Raw genomic sequence first — 24,127 nt, 5'->3', positions numbered from 1 at the left:
GAGATGGCCAACGCAGAAGAGATCGGCGGCCCCGAGCCGCGTCTGACATTTAAGGAGATGTGCGCGCGGTTCGACGTGACGCCGCGCACACTTCGCTACTACGAGTATATCGAGTTGCTGTCGCCGGAGCGGGAGGGCCGATCGCGTTACTACGGCCCCCGGGAGCTGGCGCGAATGACTCTGATCCTGCGCGGACGACGATGGGGATTTTCGCTGGAAGATATCCGGCAGTGGCTGTTGATCTATGAAAAGGAAGGCACAGACAAGCAAATGCGAGCCTTCATCGAGCTGGCAGACCGGCAGCTCAGTGAACTGGCCGAGCAGAAGGTTCAGCTTGAGGAGACGATGACCGAGCTCAAGGACCTGCGCGACGAGACGGCGCAGAGCTTGGAATGAGAGCGTTTGTCATCGCGACTCTTCTGGCCGCCGGATCCGTCTTGGCCGATACGCCGCTGCAACCGCCCAAGGATTGGTCCTTCGAAACCAAGGACGGCATCTCGGTGCGTGGGGATCTGTCGGAAGATCGCGTCGAGGTACGCGCGGGGGAGGCCGAGCCTTGGATCATCGAAGGGTTTCGCAGAACGGCCATTCCAGACGATGAAGGAGCGTTTCTCCTGGTGCCCTATGCAGACAACCTGATCGCGTCCAACGATCCCGACTTTGTGGTCTATGAGGTCTTCGCGGCGCCGGGCGACAAGATTGGAGAAGTTCGGCTGGGGGATCTGCTGGATCCGTTCTATCTAGTGCCTGCGGCATCGCATTATGTCTGGGCTTCAAATAGCCATTCTTGGGACGGCAAGAGTTGGACATTCTCGACACCAGATGGCGGAACGTGGCGGATTAGACCTGATCCTTTTACGCTGATCCTCTACTAAGCCAGCCTTTAGACCCGACGGATTGTTTCCGATGACCTAGCGTCAGGTTTATTGACCTTTCGTTAAGATCCTCGTGACGCCGCGTTACGTTTACCTTCACGTCAAGCTTGCTTGTAGAGTGGGTTCAAATTTCTCAAATCGGCGGTCTCGAATACGACCCATGACCGTTGAGGATGGATGAGATGACCGAGACGATGACAATCCGCCAGATGTGCGAGGCGTTCGACGTAACGCCCCGGACGCTGCGTTTTTATGAAGCGAAAGAGCTGTTGTTCCCAATCCGTCAGGGAACAAAGCGGCTTTTTACCAAGCGCGACCGCGCGCGGCTCAAGCTGATCCTGCGCGGCAAGCGCTTTGGCTTCAGCCTCGAGGAGATTCGCCAGCTTCTGGATCTTTATGATCTGGACGACGCCCAGCAGACGCAGCTGGTCCGCACCTACGAGGTCGCCCAGCGCCATCTCAAGGAGATGGAAGCTCAGCGGGCCGAGCTTGATATCGCGATCGACGAACTTCGGGAGCAGATGCGCTGGGGCGCCGAGAAGCTGGCCGAGTTGGGCGCGCGCGTCGCCGCAGAATAACCGCCGGACCCCGCGCCGGTACCGATATTAGGGAGAGTGACCACCATGCCGATCTACGACGCACCGACCAAGGATATGCAATTCGTCCTGCACGACATGCTCAAGGTGAGCGAGCAGGATATTCCGGGATACGAGGATCTCGACCGGGAATTCACGGATGCCATTCTCGGCGAGGCCGGCAAGATCGCGATGGAGGTCATGGCGCCTCTGAACATCATTGGCGACGAGCAGGGCTGCAAACTGGAAAACGGTGTGGTGCGCACGCCCGATGGCTTCAAAGAGGCCTTCGAGCAGGTCCGCGAGGGCGGCTGGATGGGCCTTGATGCCGATCCCGAATATGGCGGTCAGGGCCTTCCCTATCTGGTGCAGACTGCTGTGGGCGAGATGTTCTCATCGGCGAACATGGCGTTCAATATGTATCAGGGTCTAACCCATGGCGCTTGTGCCGCGATCCATGTGCACGGCTCGGACCAGCAGAAGCAGACCTACCTGCCGAACATGATCTCGGGTCAGTGGGGCGGCACGATGAACCTGACCGAGCCGCAATGCGGCACGGATCTGGGTCTGATCCGCACCAAGGCCGAGCCGCAGGACAATGGCACCTACAAGATCTCGGGACAGAAAATCTGGATCTCGGCCGGGGAGCACGACATGGTCGACAACGTCGTTCACCTCGTCCTCGCCAAGATCCCGGGCGGACCCGAGGGTGTAAAGGGCATCTCGCTGTTCATCGTGCCGAAGTTCCTCGTCAAGGACGACGGCTCGCTGGGAGAGCGCAACGCGCTCTCTTGCGGCGGCCTTGAAAAGAAGATGGGCATCCATGGCAACGCCACCTGCGTGATGAACTATGACGGCGCGACAGGTTATCTGATCGGCGAGATGCACAAGGGCATGCGCGCGATGTTCACCATGATGAACGAAGCGCGTCTGGGCGTGGCGCTGCAGGGCTATGCCCAGGGCGCGGTGGCCTATCAGAACGCCCTCGGCTTCGCCCAGGATCGTTTGCAGGGCCGTGATGCGACCGGCGTTCAGGCGCCTGAAAAGCCCGCCGATCCGATCATTGTGCACCCCGATGTGCGCCGCAACCTGATGGATCAGAAAAGCTTTGTCGAAGGCGCGCGCGCCTTCACCTTCTGGGGTGCGTCGCTGATCGATCAGGGCCACCGGTCCGAGGATGTCGACGCCGAGGCGATGGTGTCGCTTCTGACGCCGGTTCTGAAAGGGTTCCTGACCGACAAGGGCTTTGAGACAACCGTGCTTGCTCAGCAGACACTGGGCGGATCGGGCTTCACCCGCGAATGGGGGCTTGAGCAGTTCGTACGCGATGCGCGGATCACAATGATCTATGAGGGAACGAACGGGATCCAGTCGCTCGATCTGGTGGGCCGCAAGCTGGCGCAGAACGGCGGTAGGACTGTCATGACGTTCTTTGAGATGGTGAAGGCTTTTATCAAGGAGAACGAGGGGAACGAGGCGCTGAAAAAGGACTTCCTCGATCCGCTGAAGGCGGCGTCGAAGGATCTTCAGACCGCGGGGATGTATTTCATGCAGAACGGCATGAAGAACCCCAATAACGCGCTCGCCGGGTCATACGATTTTATGCACCTCTTCGGTCAAACCTGCATGGGTCTGATGTGGGCGCGTATGGGCAAGGCGGCGATGGAAGCTCTTGAAGGCGGCGCGTCCGACCGGGAGTTCTACGATACCAAGCTGGCGACGGGCCGCTACTACATGGCGCGCCAGTTGCCCGTGACGGCCACGCATCTGGCCCGCATTCAAAGCGGTGCGGAACCTGTGATGGCGCTAGACGCGGCGAACTTCTAAAGACCCATCGGGCGGCCCATGTGGCCGCCCGTCATCGTGATGGGAGGTCCCGATGGCAAAAAAGCGGCTACCCCTACCCAAGCGGTTCTCTGCCGCGCTAACCGAGGACGCCTATGCGCGTTTGCGGGCGCTCAATGATGAATACGGGCTAGGCAATAACTATCTGCTAACGGTGCTTTTGGAAAATCTCGATACGATCGCCGATAAGGATCGACTGGCCAGCGCGTTCGATGCGTTCATCGTGGAGTACGGCGCGCCCGGCGGTTCGATGGACAAGCGCAAATGACGCCCGTGGGATTTGAGTATTTCTGGCCAAATGAGGATCCGGGATCCACTCCGCTCCGGACCGGTGCTCCGCAATTGCGGAGCTTGTGGCCCGAAGAGAAGCTTCACCTGGCACGGCCATCGGCTCTCCAGCCTGTACCGCCTGTGAAGGGTACCGCCATTAACCTTAATGCTCCGTTACCGCGGAGGCGGGATCCTCTTCATCTGGCCAGAAATACTCATTTGACGGATCATCCCGGGCGTTGCGGTTCGGGAGGGACGCGATGACGATCCAGCTTCGTTGTTTTGGAGAGAGCGGCAACGCTTATAAGGCCGCGCTGACGCTTGAGCTCTCCGGGCTGGAGTGGGAGCCGGTCTTTGTGGATTTCTTCAATGGCGCCACCCGGACCCCGGATTTCCGTGCGCTCAACCCGATGGGCGAGGTACCCGTCATGGTCGACGGCAATTATGTGCTGAGCCAGTCCGGCGCCATACAGGATTATGCCGCCGAAAAGAGCGGCCGGTTCGGCTGGGCCGATGGCAACGCGCGGCGCGAGGTGCTGCGCTGGCTACTGTTCGACAACCACAAGATCTCGGGCGTTGCAGGCCCCTTGAGGTTCAACATGAATTTCCTGCCCGAGGAGAAGCGCAACGCTGAGGTGAATGCCTTCATGTCGATGCGGCTGGGCTCGGCGCTCAAGGTGCTCGACGCCAATCTGGGCGGCCGCGACTGGCTTGTAGGCGGCGGGCCGACGATCGCCGATTTCGCCACTTGCGGATACCTGTTCTACGGCGAGCCCTTCGGCTTTGACCGCGCCACCTATCCAAATATCGACCGTTGGCTAGGCCGTATCTCGGGCCTGCCCGGTTGGACACACCCTTACGATCTGATGCCCGGCTCCCCCGCGGACCGCGCCTGAATGAGGAGACTATCATGACTGAAGAGGCCTATATCTACGACGCCGTGCGCACGCCGCGCGGGAAGGGCCGCAAGGATGGCGCGCTGCATGAAGTGACTGCCGCGCGGCTCTCGGCGCTGACGCTCAACGCGATCAAGGAGCGCAGCGGTCTTGAGGGGCATGCGGTCGAGGACGTGATCTGGGGCAATGCCACACAGGTCATGGAGCAGGGCGGGTGCCTGGCGCGGACCGCCGTTCTGGCCTCCGATCTGGACGAGCGGATCCCGGGCCTGTCGATCAACCGCTTCTGCGCGAGCGGCATGGAAGCCGTGAACCTTGCTGCCAATCAGGTGCGTGGGGAAGCCGGGCATGGCTATATCGCAGGCGGGGTCGAGATGATGGGCCGCGTAGCCATGGGGTCGGACGGGGCGGCGATTGCGGTCGATCCGTCGATTGCGATGGACACCTATTTTGTGCCGCAGGGCATTTCGGCCGATATCATTGCGACCGAATACGGGATCAGTCGCGACGATGCGGACGCTTATGCGGTCGAAAGCCAGAAACGCGCCAAGGCGGCTTGGGACGACAATCGCTTTGACAAGTCAGTCATCACGGTGCGCGATGTGAACGGGGTCGAGATCCTGAGCCACGACGAATACATGCGCCCCGGCACCGACATGCAATCGCTCGGCGCGCTGAAAGCGTCGTTCAGGGAGATGGGCGAGGTAATGCCCGGCTTCGACAAGATCGCGATCATGAAGTATCCGCATCTCGAGGCGATCAACCATATCCATCATGCGGGAAATTCTTCAGGGATCGTCGATGGCGCCGCCGCCGTTCTCATCGGCGACAAGGCGTTCGGCGACGCCAACGGCCTCACGCCGCGCGCGCGGATCCGGGCGACGTCGAAGATCGGAACCGATCCGACGATCATGCTGACGGGACCGGTTCCGGTGACGGAAAAGATCCTGGCCGATCACGGTATGCAGATCAGAGATATCGATCTTTTCGAAGTGAATGAGGCCTTCGCGTCGGTCGTGCTTCGCTTCATGCAGCGGTTCGATGTCGATCACGATAAGCTTAACGTTAACGGCGGGGCGATCGCGATGGGCCATCCGCTGGGTGCGTCCGGCGCGATCATCATCGGCACGCTGCTCGACGAGATGGAGCGGTCTGACAAAGAAGTCGGGCTGGCGACGCTATGCGTGGCCTCCGGCATGGGCGCCGCCACCATCATCGAGCGGGTCTGAGGCGGATGACAAGCTCCGGCCAGGGGGACGGAACCGGTACGCCGGACCGCGATCTTGCAACCGGAGATCTGAGTTCGGAACGGGCCAAGGAGCTTTACCAAGAGATGCTCGACCGTATGGGAGCGGCCTATGAGACTGGGGATTTCGACGCCTATTGCGACGCGATCGAGGCACCCTTTACGCTGGCCACGTTCGAGCACGAGATCACCATGCGGACACAAGACGATCTGCGCGTGATGTTTAATGCGTTCCGCAAGCGGCTTGATCAGGTGGGGGTAACGCAGTTCGTGAGGAGCTGTATCGCCGCCGAGTTCCACGGGCCAGAAATGATCGAGGGGACGCATGTCTCCTCGTGCCTGCGGGACGGGATGTATATCGAGGATCCCTTTCCGGTGACATCGATCCTGCGCCGCCGCGGGCCGCACTGGAAGGCTGCATCATCGCAGAACGCCCTGCCTGATCCGTCGCTGTTTACGCAGGTGATGGTCGAGGCGCGGCAAAAAATCTGTCCCGAGGGGCGCGACCCCAACGGACCCGGCGACAGGCCGGAGACATGAATGAGACCGAGGAGACAACCATGACCGATTTCACGATGGACACAGGCGCCGATGGCGTTGCCGTCATCACCTGGGACACGCAAGGCAAGTCCATGAACGTGATGAACCAGCAGGGGTTCGAGGATCTCGACCGGCTGGTAGGCGAGGCGCTGGCCGACGAGGCGGTCAAAGGGATCGTCATCACCTCCGGCAAGGAGGGATCCTTTGCGGGCGGGATGGATCTGAACATCATCGCGCGGATGAAGGATGCGGGCGGCGACGATCCGGCTAAGTCGCTATTCGAGGGGGTGATGGACATGCATGGCGTTCTGCGCCGCATTGAACGCGCGGGTATGGATCCCAAGACGAACAAGGACGGTAAGCCGATTGCGGCGGCTCTTCCGGGGACCGCGCTTGGCATCGGGCTGGAGATCCCGCTGGCCTGCCACCGGATTTTTTGCGCCGACAACCCCAAGGCCAAGATCGGCCTGCCCGAGATCATGGTCGGAATCTTCCCGGGCGCAGGCGGCACGACGCGGCTGGTGCGCAAGATGGGCGCGATGGCGGCCTCTCCGCTGCTGCTCGAGGGCAAAATGAACGACCCGAAGAAGGCGAAGGCTGCCGGTGTCATCGACGAGGTCGTGGACGATCCGCTCGCCGCGGCCAAGGAATGGGTTCTGAGCGAGCCGAAGATCGTCAAACCCTGGGACGAGAAGGGCTATAAGATGCCCGGCGGCGCACCCTATCACCCGGCCGGGTTCATGACCTTTGTAGGCGCGTCGGCCATGGTGAACGGTAAGACACAGGGCGTCTATCCGGCGGCAAAGGCCTTGCTGAGCGCGGTTTATGAGGGCGCTCAGGTGCCGTTCGATACGGCGCTGAAGATCGAGGCGCGGTGGTTCACGAACGTTCTGCTCAATCCGTCGTCGAGCGCGATGATCCGGTCGCTCTTCATCAACAAGGAAGCCCTGGAAAAGGGCGCGAACCGCCCGGATGTTCCGGATCAGAAGGTAAGCAAGGTCGGCGTTCTCGGCGCGGGCATGATGGGCGCCGGAATCGCCTTGGTATCGGCCCTCGCGGGGATCAAGGTCGTGCTTCTGGATCAGAAGCAGGAGGCGGCGGATAAGGGCAAGTCCTACACAGCCGATTACATGGATAAGGGAATTGCCCGCAAGAAGGTGACGGCCGAGAAAAAGGAGGCCGTTTTGGGCCTGATCACCACGACGACGGACTATGCGACGCTGGCCGAATGCGATCTGATCGTAGAGGCCGTTTTCGAGGATCCGGGCATCAAGGCGACCGTGACCAAGGCCGTCGAAGAGGTCGTGGGCGAGGACTGCATCTTTGCGACCAACACCTCCACCTTGCCGATCAGCGAGTTGGCGAAGGCTTCGAAGCGACCAGAGCAGTTCATCGGGATCCACTTCTTCTCACCCGTCGACAAGATGATGCTGGTCGAGATCATCAAGGGCCGCGAAACGGGGCCGCTTGCGGTGGCAAAGGCACTCGATTTCGTGCGCCAGATCCGCAAGACGCCGATCGTCGTCAATGACGAGCGGTTCTTCTACGCCAACCGCTGCATCATTCCTTATATCAACGAGGGGATCCGCATGGTGAAGGAGGGCGTCGAGCCTGCCCTGATCGAAAATGCGGCGAAGCTGGTCGGGATGCCGCTGGGTCCGCTGCAGCTGACCGACGAGACCTCGATCGATCTGGGCGTGAAGATTGCCAAGGCGACCAAGGCCGCGATGGGTGACGCCTACCCCAATGACGAAGTCGACGAGGTGCTTTTCTGGATGGAGAGCGAGGGTCGGCTGGGCCGTAAGTCGAGCGCCGGGTTCTATGCCTATGACGAGAAAGGCAAGCGCCAGGGTCTGTGGGACGGGCTGGAAGGACGATATCCCGTAAAGGACAATCAACCCGAGCTTGTCGATGTGCAGCACCGCCTGCTTTTCGCACAGTTGCTTGAAGCCGTGCGGGCGCTTGAGGAAGGCGTTCTCGAGGATATTCGCGAAGGCGATGTGGGCGCGATCCTCGGCTGGGGCTTTGCACCCTGGTCGGGCGGTCCGTTCTCGTGGCTCGATATCATTGGCACGCCTTATGCTGCCGAGCGATGCGATCAGCTGACGGAACAGTTCGGCGAGCGGTTCGCCTGCCCGGCCCTGCTGCGGGAGATGGCCGAGAAAGGACAGAGCTTTTACGGTCGCTTCGGTCAGGAGGCGAAGGCCGCCGCCTAAGGCAGGTTTGCGCTATCCCATCGGCACTTCGGGCTATACGCACGCTACCAAAAAAGGGCGCGGTCATTGTGGACCGCGCCCTCTCTTCTTGCCGCGCATGCTAGAGCGGAAGCGCTCGATCATATGAACGGCACGAAGGGTCTCCGACCCTTCTGACGTGAAAGGCTCCACCGGAGCCTTTTTGAGACTGTCCTTAGCCTCCGACCGGGGGGCGACCCCCGCTTCAGTAGCCGGCAGGCGCTTTATGCTGGAAAGAGCGCACCGCCCTGCGGCAGGATGGCGACATCAGGCTTTGGGAGGAGCGGTCATGGGCTGGATGCAGGACGAGGCGGGTCTAGGCAAATGCGCGGCCAATTACGTGCCGCTCACGCCGCTCAGTCATCTTCTGCGCGCAGCGGAGGTATTCGCGGATCAGGAGGCGCTGGTTTATGGCAGCCTCCGGCGGAGCTACGGGGAATACCATGAGCGGGTCTCCCGACTGGCGAGCGCTCTGGTCGGGGCAGGCGTTGCGCCCGGCGAGGTTGTTGCAACGCTTCTGCCCAACGTTCCCGCTCAATGCGAGGCGCATTTCGCCATCCCGGCCTGCGGAGCGGTTTTGAACACGATTAACATCCGGCTCGATGTGGCGACGGTGGCCTATATCCTCGATCACGGCGGGGCAAAGGTGCTGATCGCCGACAGCCAGTTCCTGTTGCTTGCCATGGAGGCCATCGAAGCCATGGAAGGCCCTGCCCCGCTGGTGATCGAGGTGCCGGACGAGCAGGCGGGCGTTCCGGGGCTGGGCGAGCAGATGGATTATGAGGATTTCCTCGCAACCGGGGATCCGGGTTTCGACTGGATCCTGCCGCAGGATGAGTGGGAGAGCCTCTCGCTGAACTACACGTCCGGCACGACGGGCAAGCCCAAAGGCGTCGTCTACAGTCATCGCGGGGCCTATCTGCTGACCATGGGCACGCCGATCAGCTGGCGGATGACGCTCTTTCCGGTGATCCTGCAGATCCCGCCACTGTTTCATTGCAATGGCTGGCACCATGTCTGGATGGCGCCGGTCTTTGGCGGCCGGATCGTCTGTTGCCGCAACGTGACGGCGAAGGCGGTGTTCGATGCCATAGCTGATGAGGGGGTGACGCATTTTGGCGGGGCTCCGATTGTTCTGAACATGCTGATCAACGCCCCTGAAGAGGAACGACGCGCGACCGATCATCTGGTGCGTGTCTTTACCGCTGGGGCGCCTCCTCCGGCAGCGACGCTCGAGCGAATTGAGGCGATGGGCTTCGAGGTGACGCATGTCTATGGGCTGACTGAAACATACGGGCATGTGACCGAATGCCTGTGGCAACAGGACTGGGAGGGGATCGAAGGAGACGAGCGCGCCGCCCGCAAGGCACGGCAAGGCGTCGCTTTTCCGATGATGGAGCCTTGCGTCGTTCTGGACGGCAACGGCACTCCTGTGCCGCGGGACGGCGCGACGCAAGGTGAAATCGGGCTGCGCGGCAATGCGGTGATGAAGGGCTACTACCGCAACCCCGAAGCGACGGCGGAGGCCTTTGCACCGGGTTACTTCCTGTCGGGAGATATCGCCGTGCAGCATCCAGACGGCTATCTGCAGATCGCGGACCGCGCCAAGGACATCATCATCTCGGGCGGAGAGAATGTCTCGTCGGTCGAGGTCGAGGGGGTGCTGATGCACCACCCGGCCGTGTTGCTTTGCGCCGTCGTGGCCAAACCGGACGACAAATGGGGCGAGGTGCCCTGCGCTTTCGTTGAGCTGAAGAACAGCGCCTCAGTTGGGGAGGACGAATTGATCGCCTTCGCCCGCGAGCGGCTGGCTGGCTTCAAGACGCCCAAGGCTGTGGTCTTCGGAGAATTACCCAAAACCTCGACCGGCAAGATCCAGAAGTTCGAGTTGCGCCGCCGGATCGAGTTGGGCGCCTCGTGATTGCCGCGTCTCGCGCGCTGGTCTAGATTGACACGCAACGACAGAGGCGGAGCAGGCCCATATCGATGACGGCTCTCGAGCGATATCAGCGGCTGGAGACAGGTGGGCTGTGGCGCGCCGGTTCGGACGATCAGCGCCGCAACGTCACCGTCACCTTCGGAGAAGCCACCTTGGTGATTTCGGACAAGGCCGGGCGCGCGCTGAGCCACTGGTCCCTTCCTGCCGTGACCCGCGCCAATCCCGGCGAGCGACCTGCGCTTTATACGCCCGGCGATGACGGGGGGGAGACGCTCGAGATCGACGATGACGACATGATCGCGGCGGTGGAGACCATTCAGCGCGTAGTGACGCGAAGTGGTCCGCATCCAGGCCGTCTGCGGGTAATGGGGGTGCTTACAAGCGTCGCCTTGGTGGCCGCCGTCGCCGTGCTTTGGTTGCCCGGTGCCCTGCGAGAGCATACTCTCGGCGTGGTGCCGCAAGTTAAGCGCAGCGAAATCGGAACGGCACTTTTCGAAGAGCTGCAGCGCGGCGCTGGAGGGGCTTGCGGAGGCGCAGCTGGGCAAGTGGTTCTTGAGGCGCTAGCCGAGCGCCTCAAGATCCCTGAGATCCACGTCGCGCTTGCTTCGCCGCGCAAGGCGGTCCTGCTGCCGGGCGGGACCGCGATGATCGACCGCTCGGTGGTCGAGGACTACGAGGATCCGGCAGTCGCAGCGGGGTTTCTACTGGCCGAGACCCAGCGGGCGGAGGATCCGCTGAGCGGCCTGCTGCGCTTTGCCGGAACGCGCGCCGCCTTCCGCCTTCTGACGACCGGAGAGCTGCCACAGGAAGTTATCCGGCGCTATGCGGAGCGTCTTCTGGCGGAGCCTACGCCGCTGCCTCAGACCGACTTGTTACTCGCGACCTTTGCTGCGGCGGGCGTGCCCAGCAGTCCTTTTGCTTACGCGCTCGATGTATCGGGCGAGAGCGTGCTGCCCTTGATCGAGGCTGATCCGTTGCGTGACAGGACTCCGCCCCCGGTGCTGAACGATGGCGATTGGGTTCGGCTCCAGCAGATCTGCGAAGAGTAGCGCCGGGCGAGGCCGGGCGCGATTGATCGGAGGGGCGGTCTGGCCCGAAGGCGGGGAGCCTCCGGCGGAGGTATTTTTGGCAAGATGAGGAGGACCCCTCCGCTCAGGGGACGGCGTTAAGGTTAATGGTCGGTAAGGTTCAAGGGGCTATCTACGGGCAGACCATTGACCGCGCGTTCCGCCTGCCAAGGCGGTCGGGGACCGATGGGCGTTTTTGTCGAAGCGCCGGGAGTGGATAATTGGCGGGACGTCCTCGACCCTTATTTCGTGCCGAACATACGGTCACCCGCATCGCCAAGGCCGGGAACGATATAGCTCTTCTCATTCAAGCCTTCGTCGATGGCGGCAGTTACGATGGGAACGTCTGGATGGGCCTCCTTCATCCGGGCAATCCCTTCAGGCGCGGCCAGAAGGCAGAGAAAGCGCAGATCCTTAGCCCCTGCCTTCTTGAGCAGATCGATGGCCGCCACTGAGGAGTTGCCGGTCGCCAGCATCGGATCGACGGTGATGACCATGCGGTCGCGGATCCGCTCTGGGGCCTTGAAGTAGTATTGCACCGGCTCCATCGTCTCCTCGTCTCGGTAAAGCCCGATGAAGCCCACACGGGCGGATGGAATCAGATCGAGCATGCCATCGAGAAGGCCGTTGCCCGCCCTCAGGATCGAGATCAGTGCCAGCTTGCGGCCCGCGAGCATCGGCGCGTCCATCTCCTGGATAGGGGTTTCGATACATTTTGTCGTCATCGGCAGATCGCGCGTGACCTCGTAGGCCAGAAGGTGGCTTATCTCGCGCAGGAGCTGGCGGAAGACGGCGGTCGGGGTCGACTTGTCGCGCATGATGCTGAGTTTGTGCTGCACGAGGGGGTGCGTGACATGGGTGACATGCTCGGTCATGGGCGCTCCAGTCTTTTGGCGATGCGGTCTTTCGTGGCGTCATCGCAGAAAGCGGCGTCGAGTGCGACCCGGTTCAGCTCGGTGAAGACCTCGTCGCCCCAGCCGAAGACCTCTACAAGGCGGTCGTATTCGTGGGTCATCGTGGTGTGAAAGAAAGGTGGATCGTCGGTGGAGACGGTGACCTTTACGCCCGCGTCGCGCAGTCTAGCGATCGGGTGGGAGGGCCAGTCCGGGACAACGCCGAGCGCGACATTCGAGCCCGGGCAGACCTCGAGAACGGTGCCCGCCTCGGCAAGGCGCTCGACCAGGGCGGGATCCGCGATGGCCTGTACACCATGGCCAATGCGCGTGACCGGCAAGGCATCGAGCGTAGCCCGGACCATCTGCGGGCCACCCCATTCGCCTGCGTGGCAGGTCAGCCCAAGACCGGCCTCGCGGGCGCAATCGAAGGCCCAGCGGTAGTCGGCGGGCATGCCCTGCATCTCGTCGCCCGCCAGACCGAAGCCGCGGATATAATCCCCGGCGGTTTCTGCCGCGCATTCGGCGATTGGCCTCGATTGGTCAGGACCAAGATGGCGGATCGCAGTGACGATGCCGCGGGCGGTGATGCCGTCCTGCGCCTCGGCCTCGTCCGAGGCGGCGATCATAGCGGCGAGATAGTCGCGCCAGGCCGCGATATCTCCACCGCCGCAGAAGTCAGGGCTGAGAAAGAGCTCGGTATAGACCACGCCGTGGGCTGCACTTTCGGAGAGGATGGTGCGGGTCAGGCGGTGGAAGTCCTCGGGGCCTTGCAGAACGCTTGTGGCGGCGGTGTAGATGTCAAGGAACTCGTTGAAGCTTTGGTAGCGGTAAGCGCCGTCCGCATCGAAGATCTTGGAGAGATCGATGGACTTTTCGGCGGCAAGCCCTCGGATGAAGGCGGGCGGCGCGGCCCCTTCCAGATGGAGATGCAGCTCGATCTTGGGGATCATTCCGGGAGCTCCAGGTGGCGGGCCACGAGCCCGGTAATGTCGGAGAAGGCGATATGTCCCAATTCTTTGGGACCGAGGCCCTGGACCAGCACCGGGACGCGCTCGCGGGTGTGGTCGGTGCCGGTCCAGCTGGGATCGTTACCATGATCGGCGGTGAGGATCAGCAGGTCGTCCGGTTTGAGCTGGCTCGCGAGGGTCGAGATAGCACCGTCAAACCATTCAAGATGACGCGCATAGCCCGAGATGTCGCGGCGGTGGCCGTAAAGAGCATCGAACTCTACGAAATTGGCAAAGACGAGAGCGCCCTCCGCCGCAGTGTCCATAAGATCGCCGAGATGCTCCATCAACTGGGCATCCGTGCCTTTGCGCACCTCATCGATGCCATGCATCGAGAAGATATCGCCGATCTTGCCGATCGCATGGACCGAACGGCCCGCGCGCTGCGCCCGGTCGCAGATCGTATCGCCGGGCGGGGCGATGGCGAAGTCCTTGCGGTTGCCGGTCCGGCGGAAGCCGGTTTCGGGATCGCCGACGAAAGGCCTTGCGATGACGCGGCCAACCTTCATCGCATGCAGCCTGGGCGCGATGGCGGCGCAAAGATCGAGCAGGCGGTCCAGACCATAAGCCTCTTCATGGGCGGCGATCTGGAAGACGCTGTCGGCGGAAGTGTAGCAGATCGGCCAGTGGCTATGCAGGTGTTCGGCCCCAAGCTCTGCGATGATCTCGGTGCCGGAAGCGTGGCAATTGCCAAGAATGCCAGCCGTTTCCGCCGCCGTGCAGACGGCGCCGACGACGTCCTCCGGGAAAGCGGGGATGGTGTCCGGAAAGTAGTGCCAGTCCCACGGGACAGGCACGCCCGCCAGTTCCCAATGACCCGATGGCGTGTCCTTGCCGTTCGAGATCTCGGTCGCAGCGCCCCAGGCGCCGGTGGGCTCTACCCGGTCGCCCGGAAGTGGCTGGCCGCTGGCCAGCTGGACCGCTTGGCCAAGGCCGAGCGATGAGAGATATGGCAGATCGAGCGGGCCGGTCCGGCCGTCTTCGGCCTGTCCGGCGGCGCAGGCCTCGGCGATATGAAGAACGGTGTTGGCGCCCGTATCGGGACGGGTCCCGTTGAAGAACCGGTCCGCGTCGGGCGCGCCGCCGATGCCGACGCTGTCCATGACAACAAGAAAGACGCGGGCCATCAGTGGATCTTCTCAAGGATGAGCGGCCCCCGTTCGGGCACGCTGTCGCCGATCCCGATGGCCGCTTGAACAGAGGCGCTGGCCCGATCCGCGGCGTCCTCTGTCGCGGCGTGAATGACAGCCAGAGGATCCCCGGCGGCGACTGTCGTGCCCAGCGGTGCGATATCCGACAGACCGACCGACGGATCGATGCGGTCCGTCTCGACAAGACGTCCGCCGCCCAGGTGGACGACCGCCTCGCCCAGTGCCCGCCCATCAAACCGGGCGACGAAGCCGCTTTCGCGGGCCGTGACCTCGCGCCAGATCGAGGCCTGCGGCAGATGATCGGCCCAACCTTCGGCGATATCGGCCGGCCCGCCCAGCGCAGCGGTCATCCGCCCGAACCGCTCGAGCGCGGCGCCCGATCCAATGGCGTCCGCGATCCGGTTTGCGCCCTCTTCGGCGGTCTTGGTCAGGGCGCCTTGCTGCAGAAGAGTGCCGCCCAGGGCGCAGGTCAGCTTGACCAGCGGTGTGTCCGTCACGGCCCCCGTCAGGACCTTCATGCTCTCCCGGATTTCGAGTGCGTTACCCATGGACGGAACGAGCGGGGCATTCATGTCGGTAATGAGCGCCCGGGTGGGGCACCCTGCCCTCTTTGCCGTCCGGGTGAGCGATGTCGCGAGGTCCCGCGCCTCGCCGATCTGCCGCATGAAGGCGCCGCTACCGACCTTCACGTCGAGCACCAGCGCATCGAGCCCGGCAGCCAGTTTTTTGGAGAGGATCGAGGCGGTGATCAGATCAAGGCTCTCGACGGTCCCGGTCACGTCGCGCACCGCGTAGAGCCGTTTGTCGGCGGGTGCGATCCTGCCGGAGGCCGCCACGATGGCGCAGCCGATGTCACGGGTCATCCGGCGAAGTGTGTCCTGACCGACCCCCGTCGAAAGACCCGGGATCGCCTCCAGCTTGTCGAGGGTTCCACCGGTATGGCCCAGCCCGCGCCCAGAGATCATCGGCACGAAGGCGCCGCAAGCGGCGAGCGCGGGCGCGAGAACAAGCGAGACGCAATCGCCGATGCCACCCGTGGAGTGCTTGTCGAGCACCGGGCCGGGCAGATCCCAGCTCAGGACATCTCCGCTGTCGCGCATCGCTTCGGTTAGGAACGCGCGACCCTCTTCGGTCAGGCCTTTAAGGACCACAGCCATTGCGAAGGCGCCGGCCTGCGCGTCACTGACATCGCCGTTCGCCAGTCCATCCGCCAGCTTGGCGAAGGCGGATCGCGGCAGGTCGTCCCCTCGCCGCAAGGCCAAAAGAGTATCGCGGACCTCCACCTTGGTCAGCCGGCAGCCATGTGATCCGCGCCGAATGCGCCGGGCAAAAGGTCGCCGACGGTCATGGTTAGCCGCGCACCCTGGGTCGTCATCATTGTCACTTCGACGTCTGGATCGCTGAATTCCTTGAGTTTTTGCCGACACCCCCCGCAGGGCGTGACTGGTTCGGCCCCTCCCGCGATGACGGCGATTTCGACGATCCGCGTTTCCCCGGCGGCGATCATCGCGGCGATTGCGCCCGCCTCGGCGCAGGTGCCTTCGGGATAAGCAATATTCTCGACGTTGCAGCCGGTGAAGATCTGGCCGCTTTCGCTGCGCAGGGCGGCGCCCACGGGAAAGCCGGAATAGGGCGCGTGCGCGTTTTGGCGAACGGCCGTGGCGGCGTCGATCAGGGTCTGCGTGTCAGCGGTCATAGGGTTCTCCTGAGGCAGCCCTTTCAGAGTGACTGGCGCGCGGGCCAGATGCAACCGGAGGGAACCCGACGTTGCAAGGCATCGTTTTCAAGATGTTAAACCAGAAGGAGGATGATCGATGATCCCGCCCACCAAACCCGTTATCGACGATCCGGAGGCGGAAGCCGCGCGCGATCCGGACGCGCCCATGACAGAAAAGCAGGCCGCCGAGCTGAGGGAGCTGACTGAAAAGACAGGCGATCCTTTCGACGCAAACCTGACCGAGCGACAGGCCGATGAGAGGATCGCCGAGCTGCGCGAACGAAGCGCGAACTGACAGCGATTTCTTAAGATTCGGGGCCTATTGTCCCTGCCATCGGTTATGGCGGGTGAAGATCATGGCATCTACTGGCGGAGTGTTTTTACTGTGTTGCCTGTTGGTGCTAGGTCGTGCCTTGGCCCGTTGGGCTGAGCGTGGCGGGCCCGGGCAGCGCGACCTCGAGCAGTTCAATATCGTCCGACGGATCTGCATAGGTCGCGACAATGCCGGGCGGAAGCGTGAAAGCGTCTCCTGCCGCGAGCCTTTGACTAGAATGCCCATCGGCCTGGATCGTCATGGTGCCCTGCATGACGAAGGTGAAGTGAATGTCGGCATCATGCTGCATGGGAACGGGTGCTCCCCTGCCTCGGCGCAGGACCTCGACTGCCGCAATGCCGCCCGTATGCTCTGCGATCGTCGTATCCCGAGAAATGAACCCGGTGCGAGATGCATCACGCCAGATCGCGCCGTCCGCGCGATGATGGACAAAACGCTGGCCTCGAAAGAGACGGTCCGGATTGTAAGCGGCATTGGGCAGGGCCATGTCATGATCAATCGTGGTCACATGCTCCGCGGGAACACCAATCTCGATCACCTCGATATTGTCCGACGCGTGCAGCACCCGGTGCCGGATCTCGGGCGGCTGGATCACGCAATTGCCCGCCTCAAGTCGAAAGGGCGGCCCCTGATCTTCGTAGACGAGATCGACCCAGCCCCGATAGCAGAAGATTAGCTGAAACCCGACCGTGTGATAATGCACCATATCGGGCACCGGGCCGCCATCGGGAATCCGGATATGGCTGGCAATGATCGAGCCGCCGAGCCGGTCGGGGATAAGATCGCGATATTGCATCCCCGCCCGCCCGATCACCCATGGCGCCTCATCCGCAAGGCGCCGCACCGCGAAAGCATGCTGCGTTTCGGGACGCTCAAGAAGTGGTGATAAGGGTGTGGTTTCAATCCGCGTCCCGCCCGGCAGAATGCGCGGCTCGCTAGGTAGATCGCTGCGCCAGATCAAGGTGCCAGGCGGCGCATCGCAGACCTGCAGCCGAAAGCGGGCCCCATATCCCGACAGGACCGCAGTTGTCGGATCGTCCGCAGGCATGATCATTTCAAGCCGAAAGCCAAACTCGTCGGTCAGTACGGCCAGATCGCCGGCTAGATCACCGGTCGGGAGCAGAACTTCGACCAGTTGAGGCTCCGCGCTCGAAGGAGGATCTTGCGCTTTCGTCATGCGCGAAGCCTCGCGTCCACGCGGAGCAATTGCAAGCCCGCGCCGTCCGTGGTCAATTAGCGAGACATGATGGGGCGCAAAAGTCGTTTAACGCTAAACGACCGCTCCTAAAGGAGACCTGCGATGGAGGACGGTCAGGGCGACGGGCCCTTCGTGCCCGACAGCTTGCGCCAAGCGGCGCTGGACTATCATCGTTACCCGAAACCCGGCAAACTCGAGGTTCGGGCCACCAAACCGCTCGCGAATGGGCGCGATCTGGCGCGGGCCTATTCGCCCGGCGTTGCCGAAGCCTGCCTTGAGATCAAGGCCGATCCGGCCACTGCGCGAGACTATACCGCGCGCGGCAATCTCGTGGCGGTCGTCACCAACGGATCGGCGGTGCTGGGCCTTGGCAATATCGGCGGCCTCGCCTCCAAACCGGTGATGGAGGGCAAGGCGGTCCTCTTCAAGAAATTCGCCAATATCGACTGTTTCGATCTGGAGTTGAACGAGCCCGATCCTGAAAAGCTCGCCGATATCGTCTGCGCACTCGAGCCGACCTTCGGAGCAATCAACCTCGAGGATATCAAGGCGCCTGATTGCTTTATCGTCGAAAAGCTGTGCCGCGAGCGGATGAACATTCCCGTTTTTCACGATGATCAGCACGGGACGGCCATCGTGGTCGGGGCCGCTGCGACAAACGCAATGCGCGTTGCCGGAAAGGACTTCAAGGACATCAAGGTCGTCTCTACCGGCGGAGGAGCTGCGGGCATCGCCTGTCTCAACATGCTTCTCAAGCTTGGAGTGCGACGCGAGAATGTCTGGCTGTGCGACATCGAAGGTCTCGTCTACGACGGCCGCACGTCGGATATGACACCGCAAAAGGCGGACTTCGCCCAAGGCACCGAGCCAAGAACGCTGGGCGATGTGATCGCGGACGCCGACCTTTTCCTCGGCCTCTCGGGCCCCCGCGTTCTGACCCCGGAGATGGTCGAGAAAATGGCGCCCGGACCGATCATCTTCGCGCTGGCCAATCCCGAGCCCGAGATCCTGCCGGATCTTGCCCGGGACGCAGCGCCTGACGCGATCATGGCAACGGGACGTTCGGATTTTCCCAATCAGGTCAACAACGTCCTATGCTTTCCCTTCATTTTTCGCGGCGCGCTCGACGTTGGCGCAACCGAGATCAACGACGAGATGCAGATCGCCTGTATCGAGGGGATCGCCGCGCTGGCCCGCGCCACGACAAGTGCCGAAGCGGCAGCAGCCTATCAGGGCGAGCATCTGACCTTCGGTCGCGACTACCTGATCCCCAAACCGTTCGATCCCCGTCTAATGGGGGTTGTCGCAACCGCGGTTGCGAAGGCCGCGATGGAGACCGGCGTCGCGACACGCCCAATCGAGAATCTGGCCGCTTACAAACAGTCTCTGGATGCGAGCGTCTTCAAGTCAGCTCTGATCATGCGGCCGGTTTTTGAAGCCGCCGCCAGCGCCCGCCGCCGCATCGTCTTTGCCGAAGGGGAGGACGAGCGTGTGCTGCGTGCAGCCCAGGCGATCGTGGAGGATATGACCGACCGTCCCATCCTGATCGGCCGTCCGGAGGTGATCGCGGCGCGCGCCGAACGCGCCGGTCTGACAATCAGCCGCGATGTCGATTACGAGGTGGTCAATCCCGAACAGGATGACCGCTATCGGGAGTACTGGCAATTCTACCACGACCGGATGCAACGCCGAGGCGTCACGCCAGATCTGGCGCGGGCGGTCATGCGCACCAACACGACTGTGATCGGTGCTGTGATGGTCGCGCGAGGCGATGCCGACAGTATGATCTGCGGCACATTTGGCCAGTATCTCTGGCACCTCAACTATATTGAGCAACTCCTTGCCAGCGACGGCAAACATGCTGTCGGAGCGCTGAGCCTTCTCGTGCTCGAGGACGGACCGCTCTTTGTCGCCGATACCCATGTCCATCCGGAGCCTTCACCCGAGCAAATCGCAGAGACCGTCGTCGGCGCAGCGCGGCACGTCCGGCGCTTCGGACTCGAGCCGAATATCGCGCTCTGCTCGCATTCCCAATTCGGCAATCTCGATTGCGATACCGGGCGGCGGATGCGGGCCGCGTTGGCGCTGCTCGATGCAGGCGGTCACGATTTCTGTTACGAAGGTGAGATGCACGCCGATGCAGCGCTCGATGCCGGGCTGCGCGAGCGCATCTTCCCGCATAGCCGGATGGAGGGCGTCGCCAACTGCCTCGTCTTCGCCAATACCGATGCGGCCTCGGGCGTGCGCAACATTCTCAAGATGAAGGCCGGCGGGCTTGAGATCGGACCAATCCTCATGGGCATGGGCAACCGCGCCCATATCGTCACCCCGTCGGTGACGGCCCGCGGATTACTGAACATGGCTGCGCTCGCCGGAACTCCGGTGGGACATTACGGCTAGGCTGCGCGCCCTGCGGGGATGGGGGGCGGGGCGATGCGCGGCACGCGCGAGCGCCCGAACCGCATCCCCGCAGGCCCCTTGCGAATGGTCCCGTTCGCCCCCTAGAACGGAACTGGACGAGGGAGGATGTTCCATGGGGTATCGCGAGAGCTATGCGGCCTGGCAGGCCGATCCCGAGGGCTGGTGGCTCAGGCAAGCAAAGGCCATCGACTGGGACACGGTCCCTACCCGCGCGCTCTGGAGCGAGAAAGCTCCAATTTATGAGTGGTTCAAGGATGGCGAAGTCAATACCTGCTGGAATGCGGTCGACCGGCATGTCGAGGCAGGTCACGGGGATCGGGACGCGATCCTCTATGACAGCCCCGTCACGGAGACCAAATCGCGGATCACCTATGCCCAGCTTCAAGATCGTGTCTCGCGTGTCGCGGGCGGCTTGGCGGGTCGCGGGATCGGCATAGGCGACCGGGTTCTCATCTATATGCCGATGGTGCCCGAAGCGGTCATCGCGATGCTCGCCTGCGCGCGGATCGGAGCCATTCATTCGGTCGTCTTCGGGGGCTTTGCGTCGCATGAGCTGGCTGTCCGGATCGACGACGCAACGCCCAAAGCGATCCTCTCGGGCTCCTGCGGGATCGAGCCGGGGCGGATCGTCGACTATGAGCCTCTTCTTAACGGGGCATTGGATGAGGCGCAGCACAGCCCCGACTTTTGCGTTATCTTTCAACGGGCTCAGTCGCCTTCAAAGCTGACCCCCGGCCGCGATCTGGACTGGGACGATCTTGAGGCTGCGGATCCTGTTCCCTGCGTTCCGGTTAGCGGCGATCATCCCGCCTATATCCTCTACACGTCCGGAACGACCGGTCAGCCCAAAGGCGTGGTACGACCAACGGGCGGGCATCTCGTGGCGCTCGACTGGACGATAGAGGCGATCTATGGCGTCAAACCGGGAGAGGTCTTCTGGGCCGCCTCTGATGTGGGCTGGGTCGTGGGGCACAGCTATATCTGTTACGCGCCTCTGATCCATGGCTGCACGACGGTGATATTCGAGGGAAAGCCGGTGGGAACGCCGGATGCGGGGACGTTCTGGCGGGTCATCCAAGAGTATGATGTTGCGGTCCTTTTCACTGCTCCGACAGCGTTTCGTGCGATCAAGCGGGAGGATCCGAAGGGAGAGCTATCGGGGGCTTATGATCTGTCGTCGCTTCGGGCGCTGTTTCTGGCCGGGGAGCGGGCCGATCCCGATACGATCGAATGGGCCCAGAAGGTGCTTGGCGTGCCGGTGATCGATCACTGGTGGCAGACCGAGACGGGTTATACGATCGCGGGCAATCCGCTCGGGCTGGGTCTGCTGCCGGTGAAGATCGGATCGCCTGCCGTTCCGATGCCCGGCTACGAGGTTGATATCCTTGGAGAAGATGGCCTTCCGGTCCCTGCCGGGGATCTTGGATCGATCGCCATCAAGCTGCCGCTGCCGCCCGGAACGCTGCCGACGCTTTGGCAGGCAGAAGAGCGGTTCCGCAAAAGCTATCTCGATCAGTTCCCCGGATATTACGAAACGGGGGATGCGGGATATGTCGATGAGGACGGCTATCTGTGGATCATGGCGCGGACCGATGACGTGATAAATGTCGCCGGCCATAGGCTATCGACCGGGGCCATGGAAGAGGTTCTGGCAGGGCATCCGGATGTGGCGGAATGCGCGGTGATCGGGGTCGCCGATGCGCTTAAGGGTCAGATTCCAATGGGATTTTTATGTCTCAATGCGGGGTGCGATAGGGCCGAGGCGGATGTGGTTGCCGATTGCGTGCAGCGGGTCCGCGGCACGATCGGGCCGGTTGCGGCCTTCAAACTGGCGCTTGTGGTGGACCGGTTGCCGAAGACGCGGTCGGGCAAGATCCTGCGGGGGACGATGGCGTCGATTGCCGATGGACGGGCGTTCAAGATGCCTGCGACGATCGACGATCCGGTGATCCTGGAAGAGCTTCGCGAGGCGCTGGGGCGGGTCGGATATCCGGCCGCGCCCTAGCCTGCGGGTGGCGGGTCGTCCCGCATTTTGCGGCGGCCCAGAAGCGCCAGCGTGGCGTTCCTGCCGCCGCGCAGGACGGGGTAAAGCGCGCGCGACAGACCGGCATTGCGGAAGACGAAGCCGTTGAATTTGTTGAAGATCGTGCTGTCCGATGAAAGCATGGCGATGCGGTTCATAGCCTCTGCGCCGTGGTGGAACTGTCCGTCCATGACCAGCACCATCCCCTCATCCAGATCAAGCCCGAGGGCATTGGCCTGGTCCACGAGGGGGCCTCCGTCGCGGGCGTTGATGAGCTCGACCGGGCCGACGGCCTCGCGCAGGCGCACCATCGCCACGAAGCGCGAGCAGAACGGGCATTCGCCGTCATAGAGGATCGAAACCGGATCGGACATGGGACCGCCTTTCCCTTTGGAGGTAGGGGCGGAGCCTGCACTTGTCCAGCGGGGCGCCTAAGTCTTAACGAGAAATGACCTGGAGGGGAGGCGAGCCCCCACAAGGAGCGGTGAGTGTGCGAATCAATAGGTAAATAAGGGGAATGGGCGCAAATTCGGGCTTCGGTATCCGGTCGGTATTGCGTCGGTATCCGGTCGGTGGATTTTTGGGAGAGTCCCGCCTTAAGGAACCGGTCGATGCCTCAGGGGCGCAACGGTGATGGACAATCCCGTGCGCAGGGACCTGATTGTTGAGAGAGCTCAGCAGTCATGCGAGAGGCGTGCCGTGGCGTTGGGATCGAGTGCAGCCCGGATGGCAGCCCGCCCGGCCCGGGTCGCGACGGCCTCGATCCCGGCGGCATCTGCGAGATAGGCAGCCGCGAAGCCTTCCATCCCAAGGCGGCGATATTGGAGCGTGTGGCAGACCTCGTGCGCCCAAAGATAGAGGCTGGTCTCGGGCCCCGGCTCGGTGCCGAAGACGATGATCGGCCCGATGGTCACGGCGTGGTTCGCGGTCTCTCCCGCCTCGAGCTGGGCGCGGTTGATGAGCGCCGGGAGCGTCTGGCCGGTTTGGTCTACGACATAGCGGACGGGCGCGAGATCCGCCTCGGTGTAATAGCGCGCGAGCTGGGTGCGGATATGGGGCGGGAGGGGTTTGGCGCCCGGGCCGTAGTGATCGCGGGCCGCTGTAAGGGTGGCGGCGAGCATGGGGGCGGCGTGGCGGATGATGGACCGGTCCCGCGTCTCTGCAGCGATGGGGGTGGCGAGGAGCAGGGTGAGGAGGAAGCGGAGGGGCATGGGGTGGCTCGAGGGGCGTAGCGAGTTGAGAGCGGAGAGTCGGTGGGTGAACCCGCGCTGGAGGCGCGGAACCACCCACCCTACGTGAATTTGCGCGCCTATAGCTTGTCGGCTGAGTTCCCTGATAGATGATGGCGTCGACGGTGTGCGAAGTGGAAAAGAGCCAATAGAGGCAAAATAAGGTACAGCTTAGCCAGAATGAAGGTTAGCGCATCAGAAAATATTTTATCTGCACTGTCTGCTACGATCAGCAAACCAAATACTGGGGCAAGAACCAACCCAATCAACGTACGTCCTAAGCCAAAATTCTGTGTGTTTTCCGAGAACTCCTGGAAAGCTCCGTACGTCATAAGTCCACCCCAAAAAAATACCATAGCAAAAAATGGCAAAGCCAATAATAGAAAGAGACTGATAGTAGTTGATCGTGCCATACCTGCCTTCCCGCCACGGCCATATTGAGAAGACGTCATGTATAGAAAGAGAAAAGCTAAGACGGCCGCAAGTCCTGCTATTATAGAATCTCCGAAACCGCTGAAGCCCCAAGAATCCCAATTCATATATCCTATTATAAATAAGTATACTAGAAACGCTGAGAGGAAAGGGATAAGAAAGCCCAAGAAGTTTCCTTTTGTCTTCATAACGATCTCGCAATTAAAAAAGGTGTTTATATTAAATCATAGCG

Annotated in this window: 23 protein-coding genes; 14 read left to right on the top strand and 9 right to left on the bottom strand. The window is 62.3% G+C overall.

Going from position 1 to position 24,127, the window contains the following annotated elements:
* Nucleotides 1-3: 3 nt before the first annotated feature.
* The 11 genes from AAD018_RS04410 (at nt 4) to AAD018_RS04360 (ending at nt 11,469) form a co-directional block, all read left to right on the top strand.
* Entirely contained in the window at nt 4-396 is a 393-nt protein-coding gene (locus tag AAD018_RS04410) for a MerR family transcriptional regulator (protein ID WP_367313334.1), read from the top strand.
* Nucleotides 393-875, top strand: a complete 483-nt coding sequence (locus tag AAD018_RS04405; RefSeq protein WP_367313335.1) for a hypothetical protein — start codon at nt 393-395, stop codon at nt 873-875. Before AAD018_RS04410 ends, AAD018_RS04405 begins: the two co-directional genes overlap by 4 nt.
* Nucleotides 876-1,048: 173 nt before the next feature.
* Nucleotides 1,049-1,453 carry a MerR family transcriptional regulator gene (locus tag AAD018_RS04400; RefSeq protein WP_412005176.1) on the top strand — a complete coding sequence of 135 codons (405 nt, stop codon included), beginning with the start codon at nt 1,049-1,051 and terminating at the stop codon, nt 1,451-1,453.
* Nucleotides 1,454-1,498: 45 nt separating this feature from the next.
* Nucleotides 1,499-3,277 carry an acyl-CoA dehydrogenase C-terminal domain-containing protein gene (locus AAD018_RS04395; RefSeq protein ID WP_367313337.1) on the top strand — a complete coding sequence of 593 codons (1,779 nt, stop codon included), beginning with the start codon at nt 1,499-1,501 and terminating at the stop codon, nt 3,275-3,277.
* A gap of 52 nt (nt 3,278-3,329) precedes the next feature.
* Nucleotides 3,330-3,563 carry a hypothetical protein gene (locus AAD018_RS04390; protein ID WP_367313338.1) on the top strand — a complete coding sequence of 78 codons (234 nt, stop codon included), beginning with the start codon at nt 3,330-3,332 and terminating at the stop codon, nt 3,561-3,563.
* A 262-nt stretch (nt 3,564-3,825) separates the two neighbouring features.
* Entirely contained in the window at nt 3,826-4,461 is a 636-nt protein-coding gene (locus AAD018_RS04385) for a glutathione S-transferase family protein (RefSeq protein ID WP_367313339.1), read from the top strand.
* A gap of 14 nt (nt 4,462-4,475) precedes the next feature.
* Entirely contained in the window at nt 4,476-5,690 is a 1,215-nt protein-coding gene (locus tag AAD018_RS04380) for an acetyl-CoA C-acetyltransferase (RefSeq protein ID WP_367313340.1), read from the top strand.
* A gap of 5 nt (nt 5,691-5,695) precedes the next feature.
* Entirely contained in the window at nt 5,696-6,247 is a 552-nt protein-coding gene (locus AAD018_RS04375; protein ID WP_367313341.1) for a hypothetical protein, read from the top strand.
* Nucleotides 6,248-6,267: 20 nt separating this feature from the next.
* The gene (locus AAD018_RS04370) at nt 6,268-8,463 is read left to right on the top strand and encodes a 3-hydroxyacyl-CoA dehydrogenase NAD-binding domain-containing protein (RefSeq protein ID WP_367313342.1); all 2,196 of its coding nucleotides are present in this window, start codon (nt 6,268-6,270) and stop codon (nt 8,461-8,463) included.
* Nucleotides 8,464-8,770: 307 nt separating this feature from the next.
* Nucleotides 8,771-10,402: an AMP-binding protein gene (locus AAD018_RS04365; RefSeq protein ID WP_367313343.1), complete on the top strand. Its 1,632-nt coding sequence runs from the start codon at nt 8,771-8,773 to the stop codon at nt 10,400-10,402.
* A 65-nt stretch (nt 10,403-10,467) separates the two neighbouring features.
* Nucleotides 10,468-11,469: a hypothetical protein gene (locus AAD018_RS04360; RefSeq protein WP_367313344.1), complete on the top strand. Its 1,002-nt coding sequence runs from the start codon at nt 10,468-10,470 to the stop codon at nt 11,467-11,469.
* Nucleotides 11,470-11,729: 260 nt separating this feature from the next.
* On the opposite strand, the gene upp is transcribed toward AAD018_RS04360, so the two are convergent.
* From upp to AAD018_RS04335, 5 genes are read right to left on the bottom strand one after another with little or no spacing between them, the layout of a single operon-like run.
* Nucleotides 11,730-12,362 carry a uracil phosphoribosyltransferase gene (upp, locus tag AAD018_RS04355; protein ID WP_367313345.1) on the bottom strand — a complete coding sequence of 211 codons (633 nt, stop codon included), beginning with the start codon at nt 12,360-12,362 and terminating at the stop codon, nt 11,730-11,732.
* Nucleotides 12,359-13,333 (bottom strand): adenosine deaminase, encoded by a 975-nt coding sequence (locus AAD018_RS04350; RefSeq protein WP_367313346.1) that lies wholly within the window; start codon nt 13,331-13,333, stop codon nt 12,359-12,361. Before AAD018_RS04350 ends, upp begins: the two co-directional genes overlap by 4 nt.
* A complete protein-coding gene (locus AAD018_RS04345; RefSeq protein WP_367313347.1) occupies nt 13,330-14,517 on the bottom strand; it encodes a phosphopentomutase in 1,188 nt (395 codons plus the stop codon). Before AAD018_RS04345 ends, AAD018_RS04350 begins: the two co-directional genes overlap by 4 nt.
* Nucleotides 14,517-15,824, bottom strand: a complete 1,308-nt coding sequence (locus AAD018_RS04340; RefSeq protein ID WP_367313348.1) for a thymidine phosphorylase — start codon at nt 15,822-15,824, stop codon at nt 14,517-14,519. The genes AAD018_RS04345 and AAD018_RS04340 overlap by 1 nt, the downstream gene beginning before the upstream one ends.
* A 5-nt stretch (nt 15,825-15,829) precedes the next feature.
* Nucleotides 15,830-16,237, bottom strand: a complete 408-nt coding sequence (locus AAD018_RS04335; RefSeq protein WP_367313349.1) for a cytidine deaminase — start codon at nt 16,235-16,237, stop codon at nt 15,830-15,832.
* Between the two features lie 118 nt (nt 16,238-16,355).
* Between AAD018_RS04335 and AAD018_RS04330 the strand changes: the two genes are divergently transcribed.
* Nucleotides 16,356-16,553, top strand: a complete 198-nt coding sequence (locus AAD018_RS04330; protein ID WP_367313350.1) for a DUF3072 domain-containing protein — start codon at nt 16,356-16,358, stop codon at nt 16,551-16,553.
* Between the two features lie 106 nt (nt 16,554-16,659).
* Here AAD018_RS04330 and AAD018_RS04325 read toward each other — a convergent pair whose 3' ends face one another.
* Nucleotides 16,660-17,769 carry a cupin domain-containing protein gene (locus tag AAD018_RS04325; RefSeq protein ID WP_367313351.1) on the bottom strand — a complete coding sequence of 370 codons (1,110 nt, stop codon included), beginning with the start codon at nt 17,767-17,769 and terminating at the stop codon, nt 16,660-16,662.
* A 123-nt stretch (nt 17,770-17,892) separates the two neighbouring features.
* Here AAD018_RS04325 and AAD018_RS04320 point away from each other — a divergent pair, with 123 nt between their 5' ends.
* Nucleotides 17,893-20,190: an NADP-dependent malic enzyme gene (locus AAD018_RS04320; protein ID WP_367313352.1), complete on the top strand. Its 2,298-nt coding sequence runs from the start codon at nt 17,893-17,895 to the stop codon at nt 20,188-20,190.
* Between the two features lie 133 nt (nt 20,191-20,323).
* Nucleotides 20,324-22,216: an AMP-binding protein gene (locus tag AAD018_RS04315; RefSeq protein ID WP_367313353.1), complete on the top strand. Its 1,893-nt coding sequence runs from the start codon at nt 20,324-20,326 to the stop codon at nt 22,214-22,216.
* On the opposite strand, the gene AAD018_RS04310 is transcribed toward AAD018_RS04315, so the two are convergent.
* The 3 genes from AAD018_RS04310 to AAD018_RS04300 all read right to left on the bottom strand — a co-directional run bounded on the left by AAD018_RS04310 (nt 22,213) and on the right by AAD018_RS04300 (nt 24,062).
* Nucleotides 22,213-22,608, bottom strand: coding sequence for a thiol-disulfide oxidoreductase DCC family protein (locus AAD018_RS04310; protein ID WP_367313354.1), 396 nt, complete (start codon nt 22,606-22,608; stop codon nt 22,213-22,215). The genes AAD018_RS04315 and AAD018_RS04310 overlap by 4 nt on opposite strands.
* A 300-nt stretch (nt 22,609-22,908) precedes the next feature.
* A complete protein-coding gene (locus AAD018_RS04305) occupies nt 22,909-23,445 on the bottom strand; it encodes an eCIS core domain-containing protein (RefSeq protein ID WP_367313355.1) in 537 nt (178 codons plus the stop codon).
* A gap of 98 nt (nt 23,446-23,543) precedes the next feature.
* Nucleotides 23,544-24,062, bottom strand: a complete 519-nt coding sequence (locus AAD018_RS04300; RefSeq protein ID WP_367313356.1) for a hypothetical protein — start codon at nt 24,060-24,062, stop codon at nt 23,544-23,546.
* Nucleotides 24,063-24,127: the final 65 nt, after the last annotated feature.

Source organism: Aestuariibius insulae (genome assembly GCF_040783535.2).
GTDB classification, from domain to species: domain Bacteria; phylum Pseudomonadota; class Alphaproteobacteria; order Rhodobacterales; family Rhodobacteraceae; genus Aestuariibius; species Aestuariibius insulae.
Note: the sequence above shows the minus strand (reverse complement) of the source record. Positions and strands in the feature narration are given on the sequence as shown.

Coding starts and splice junctions, on each gene's coding strand:
- AAD018_RS04410 (WP_367313334.1), top strand. CDS start 4: ATGGCCAACGCAGAAGAGATCGGCGGCCCCGAGCCGCGTCTGACATTT.
- AAD018_RS04405 (WP_367313335.1), top strand. CDS start 393: ATGAGAGCGTTTGTCATCGCGACTCTTCTGGCCGCCGGATCCGTCTTG.
- AAD018_RS04400 (WP_412005176.1), top strand. CDS start 1,049: ATGGATGAGATGACCGAGACGATGACAATCCGCCAGATGTGCGAGGCG.
- AAD018_RS04395 (WP_367313337.1), top strand. CDS start 1,499: ATGCCGATCTACGACGCACCGACCAAGGATATGCAATTCGTCCTGCAC.
- AAD018_RS04390 (WP_367313338.1), top strand. CDS start 3,330: ATGGCAAAAAAGCGGCTACCCCTACCCAAGCGGTTCTCTGCCGCGCTA.
- AAD018_RS04385 (WP_367313339.1), top strand. CDS start 3,826: ATGACGATCCAGCTTCGTTGTTTTGGAGAGAGCGGCAACGCTTATAAG.
- AAD018_RS04380 (WP_367313340.1), top strand. CDS start 4,476: ATGACTGAAGAGGCCTATATCTACGACGCCGTGCGCACGCCGCGCGGG.
- AAD018_RS04375 (WP_367313341.1), top strand. CDS start 5,696: ATGACAAGCTCCGGCCAGGGGGACGGAACCGGTACGCCGGACCGCGAT.
- AAD018_RS04370 (WP_367313342.1), top strand. CDS start 6,268: ATGACCGATTTCACGATGGACACAGGCGCCGATGGCGTTGCCGTCATC.
- AAD018_RS04365 (WP_367313343.1), top strand. CDS start 8,771: ATGGGCTGGATGCAGGACGAGGCGGGTCTAGGCAAATGCGCGGCCAAT.
- AAD018_RS04360 (WP_367313344.1), top strand. CDS start 10,468: ATGACGGCTCTCGAGCGATATCAGCGGCTGGAGACAGGTGGGCTGTGG.
- upp (WP_367313345.1), bottom strand. CDS start 12,362: ATGACCGAGCATGTCACCCATGTCACGCACCCCCTCGTGCAGCACAAA.
- AAD018_RS04350 (WP_367313346.1), bottom strand. CDS start 13,333: ATGATCCCCAAGATCGAGCTGCATCTCCATCTGGAAGGGGCCGCGCCG.
- AAD018_RS04345 (WP_367313347.1), bottom strand. CDS start 14,517: ATGGCCCGCGTCTTTCTTGTTGTCATGGACAGCGTCGGCATCGGCGGC.
- AAD018_RS04335 (WP_367313349.1), bottom strand. CDS start 16,237: ATGACCGCTGACACGCAGACCCTGATCGACGCCGCCACGGCCGTTCGC.
- AAD018_RS04330 (WP_367313350.1), top strand. CDS start 16,356: ATGATCCCGCCCACCAAACCCGTTATCGACGATCCGGAGGCGGAAGCC.
- AAD018_RS04325 (WP_367313351.1), bottom strand. CDS start 17,769: ATGACGAAAGCGCAAGATCCTCCTTCGAGCGCGGAGCCTCAACTGGTC.
- AAD018_RS04320 (WP_367313352.1), top strand. CDS start 17,893: ATGGAGGACGGTCAGGGCGACGGGCCCTTCGTGCCCGACAGCTTGCGC.
- AAD018_RS04315 (WP_367313353.1), top strand. CDS start 20,324: ATGGGGTATCGCGAGAGCTATGCGGCCTGGCAGGCCGATCCCGAGGGC.
- AAD018_RS04310 (WP_367313354.1), bottom strand. CDS start 22,608: ATGTCCGATCCGGTTTCGATCCTCTATGACGGCGAATGCCCGTTCTGC.
- AAD018_RS04305 (WP_367313355.1), bottom strand. CDS start 23,445: ATGCCCCTCCGCTTCCTCCTCACCCTGCTCCTCGCCACCCCCATCGCT.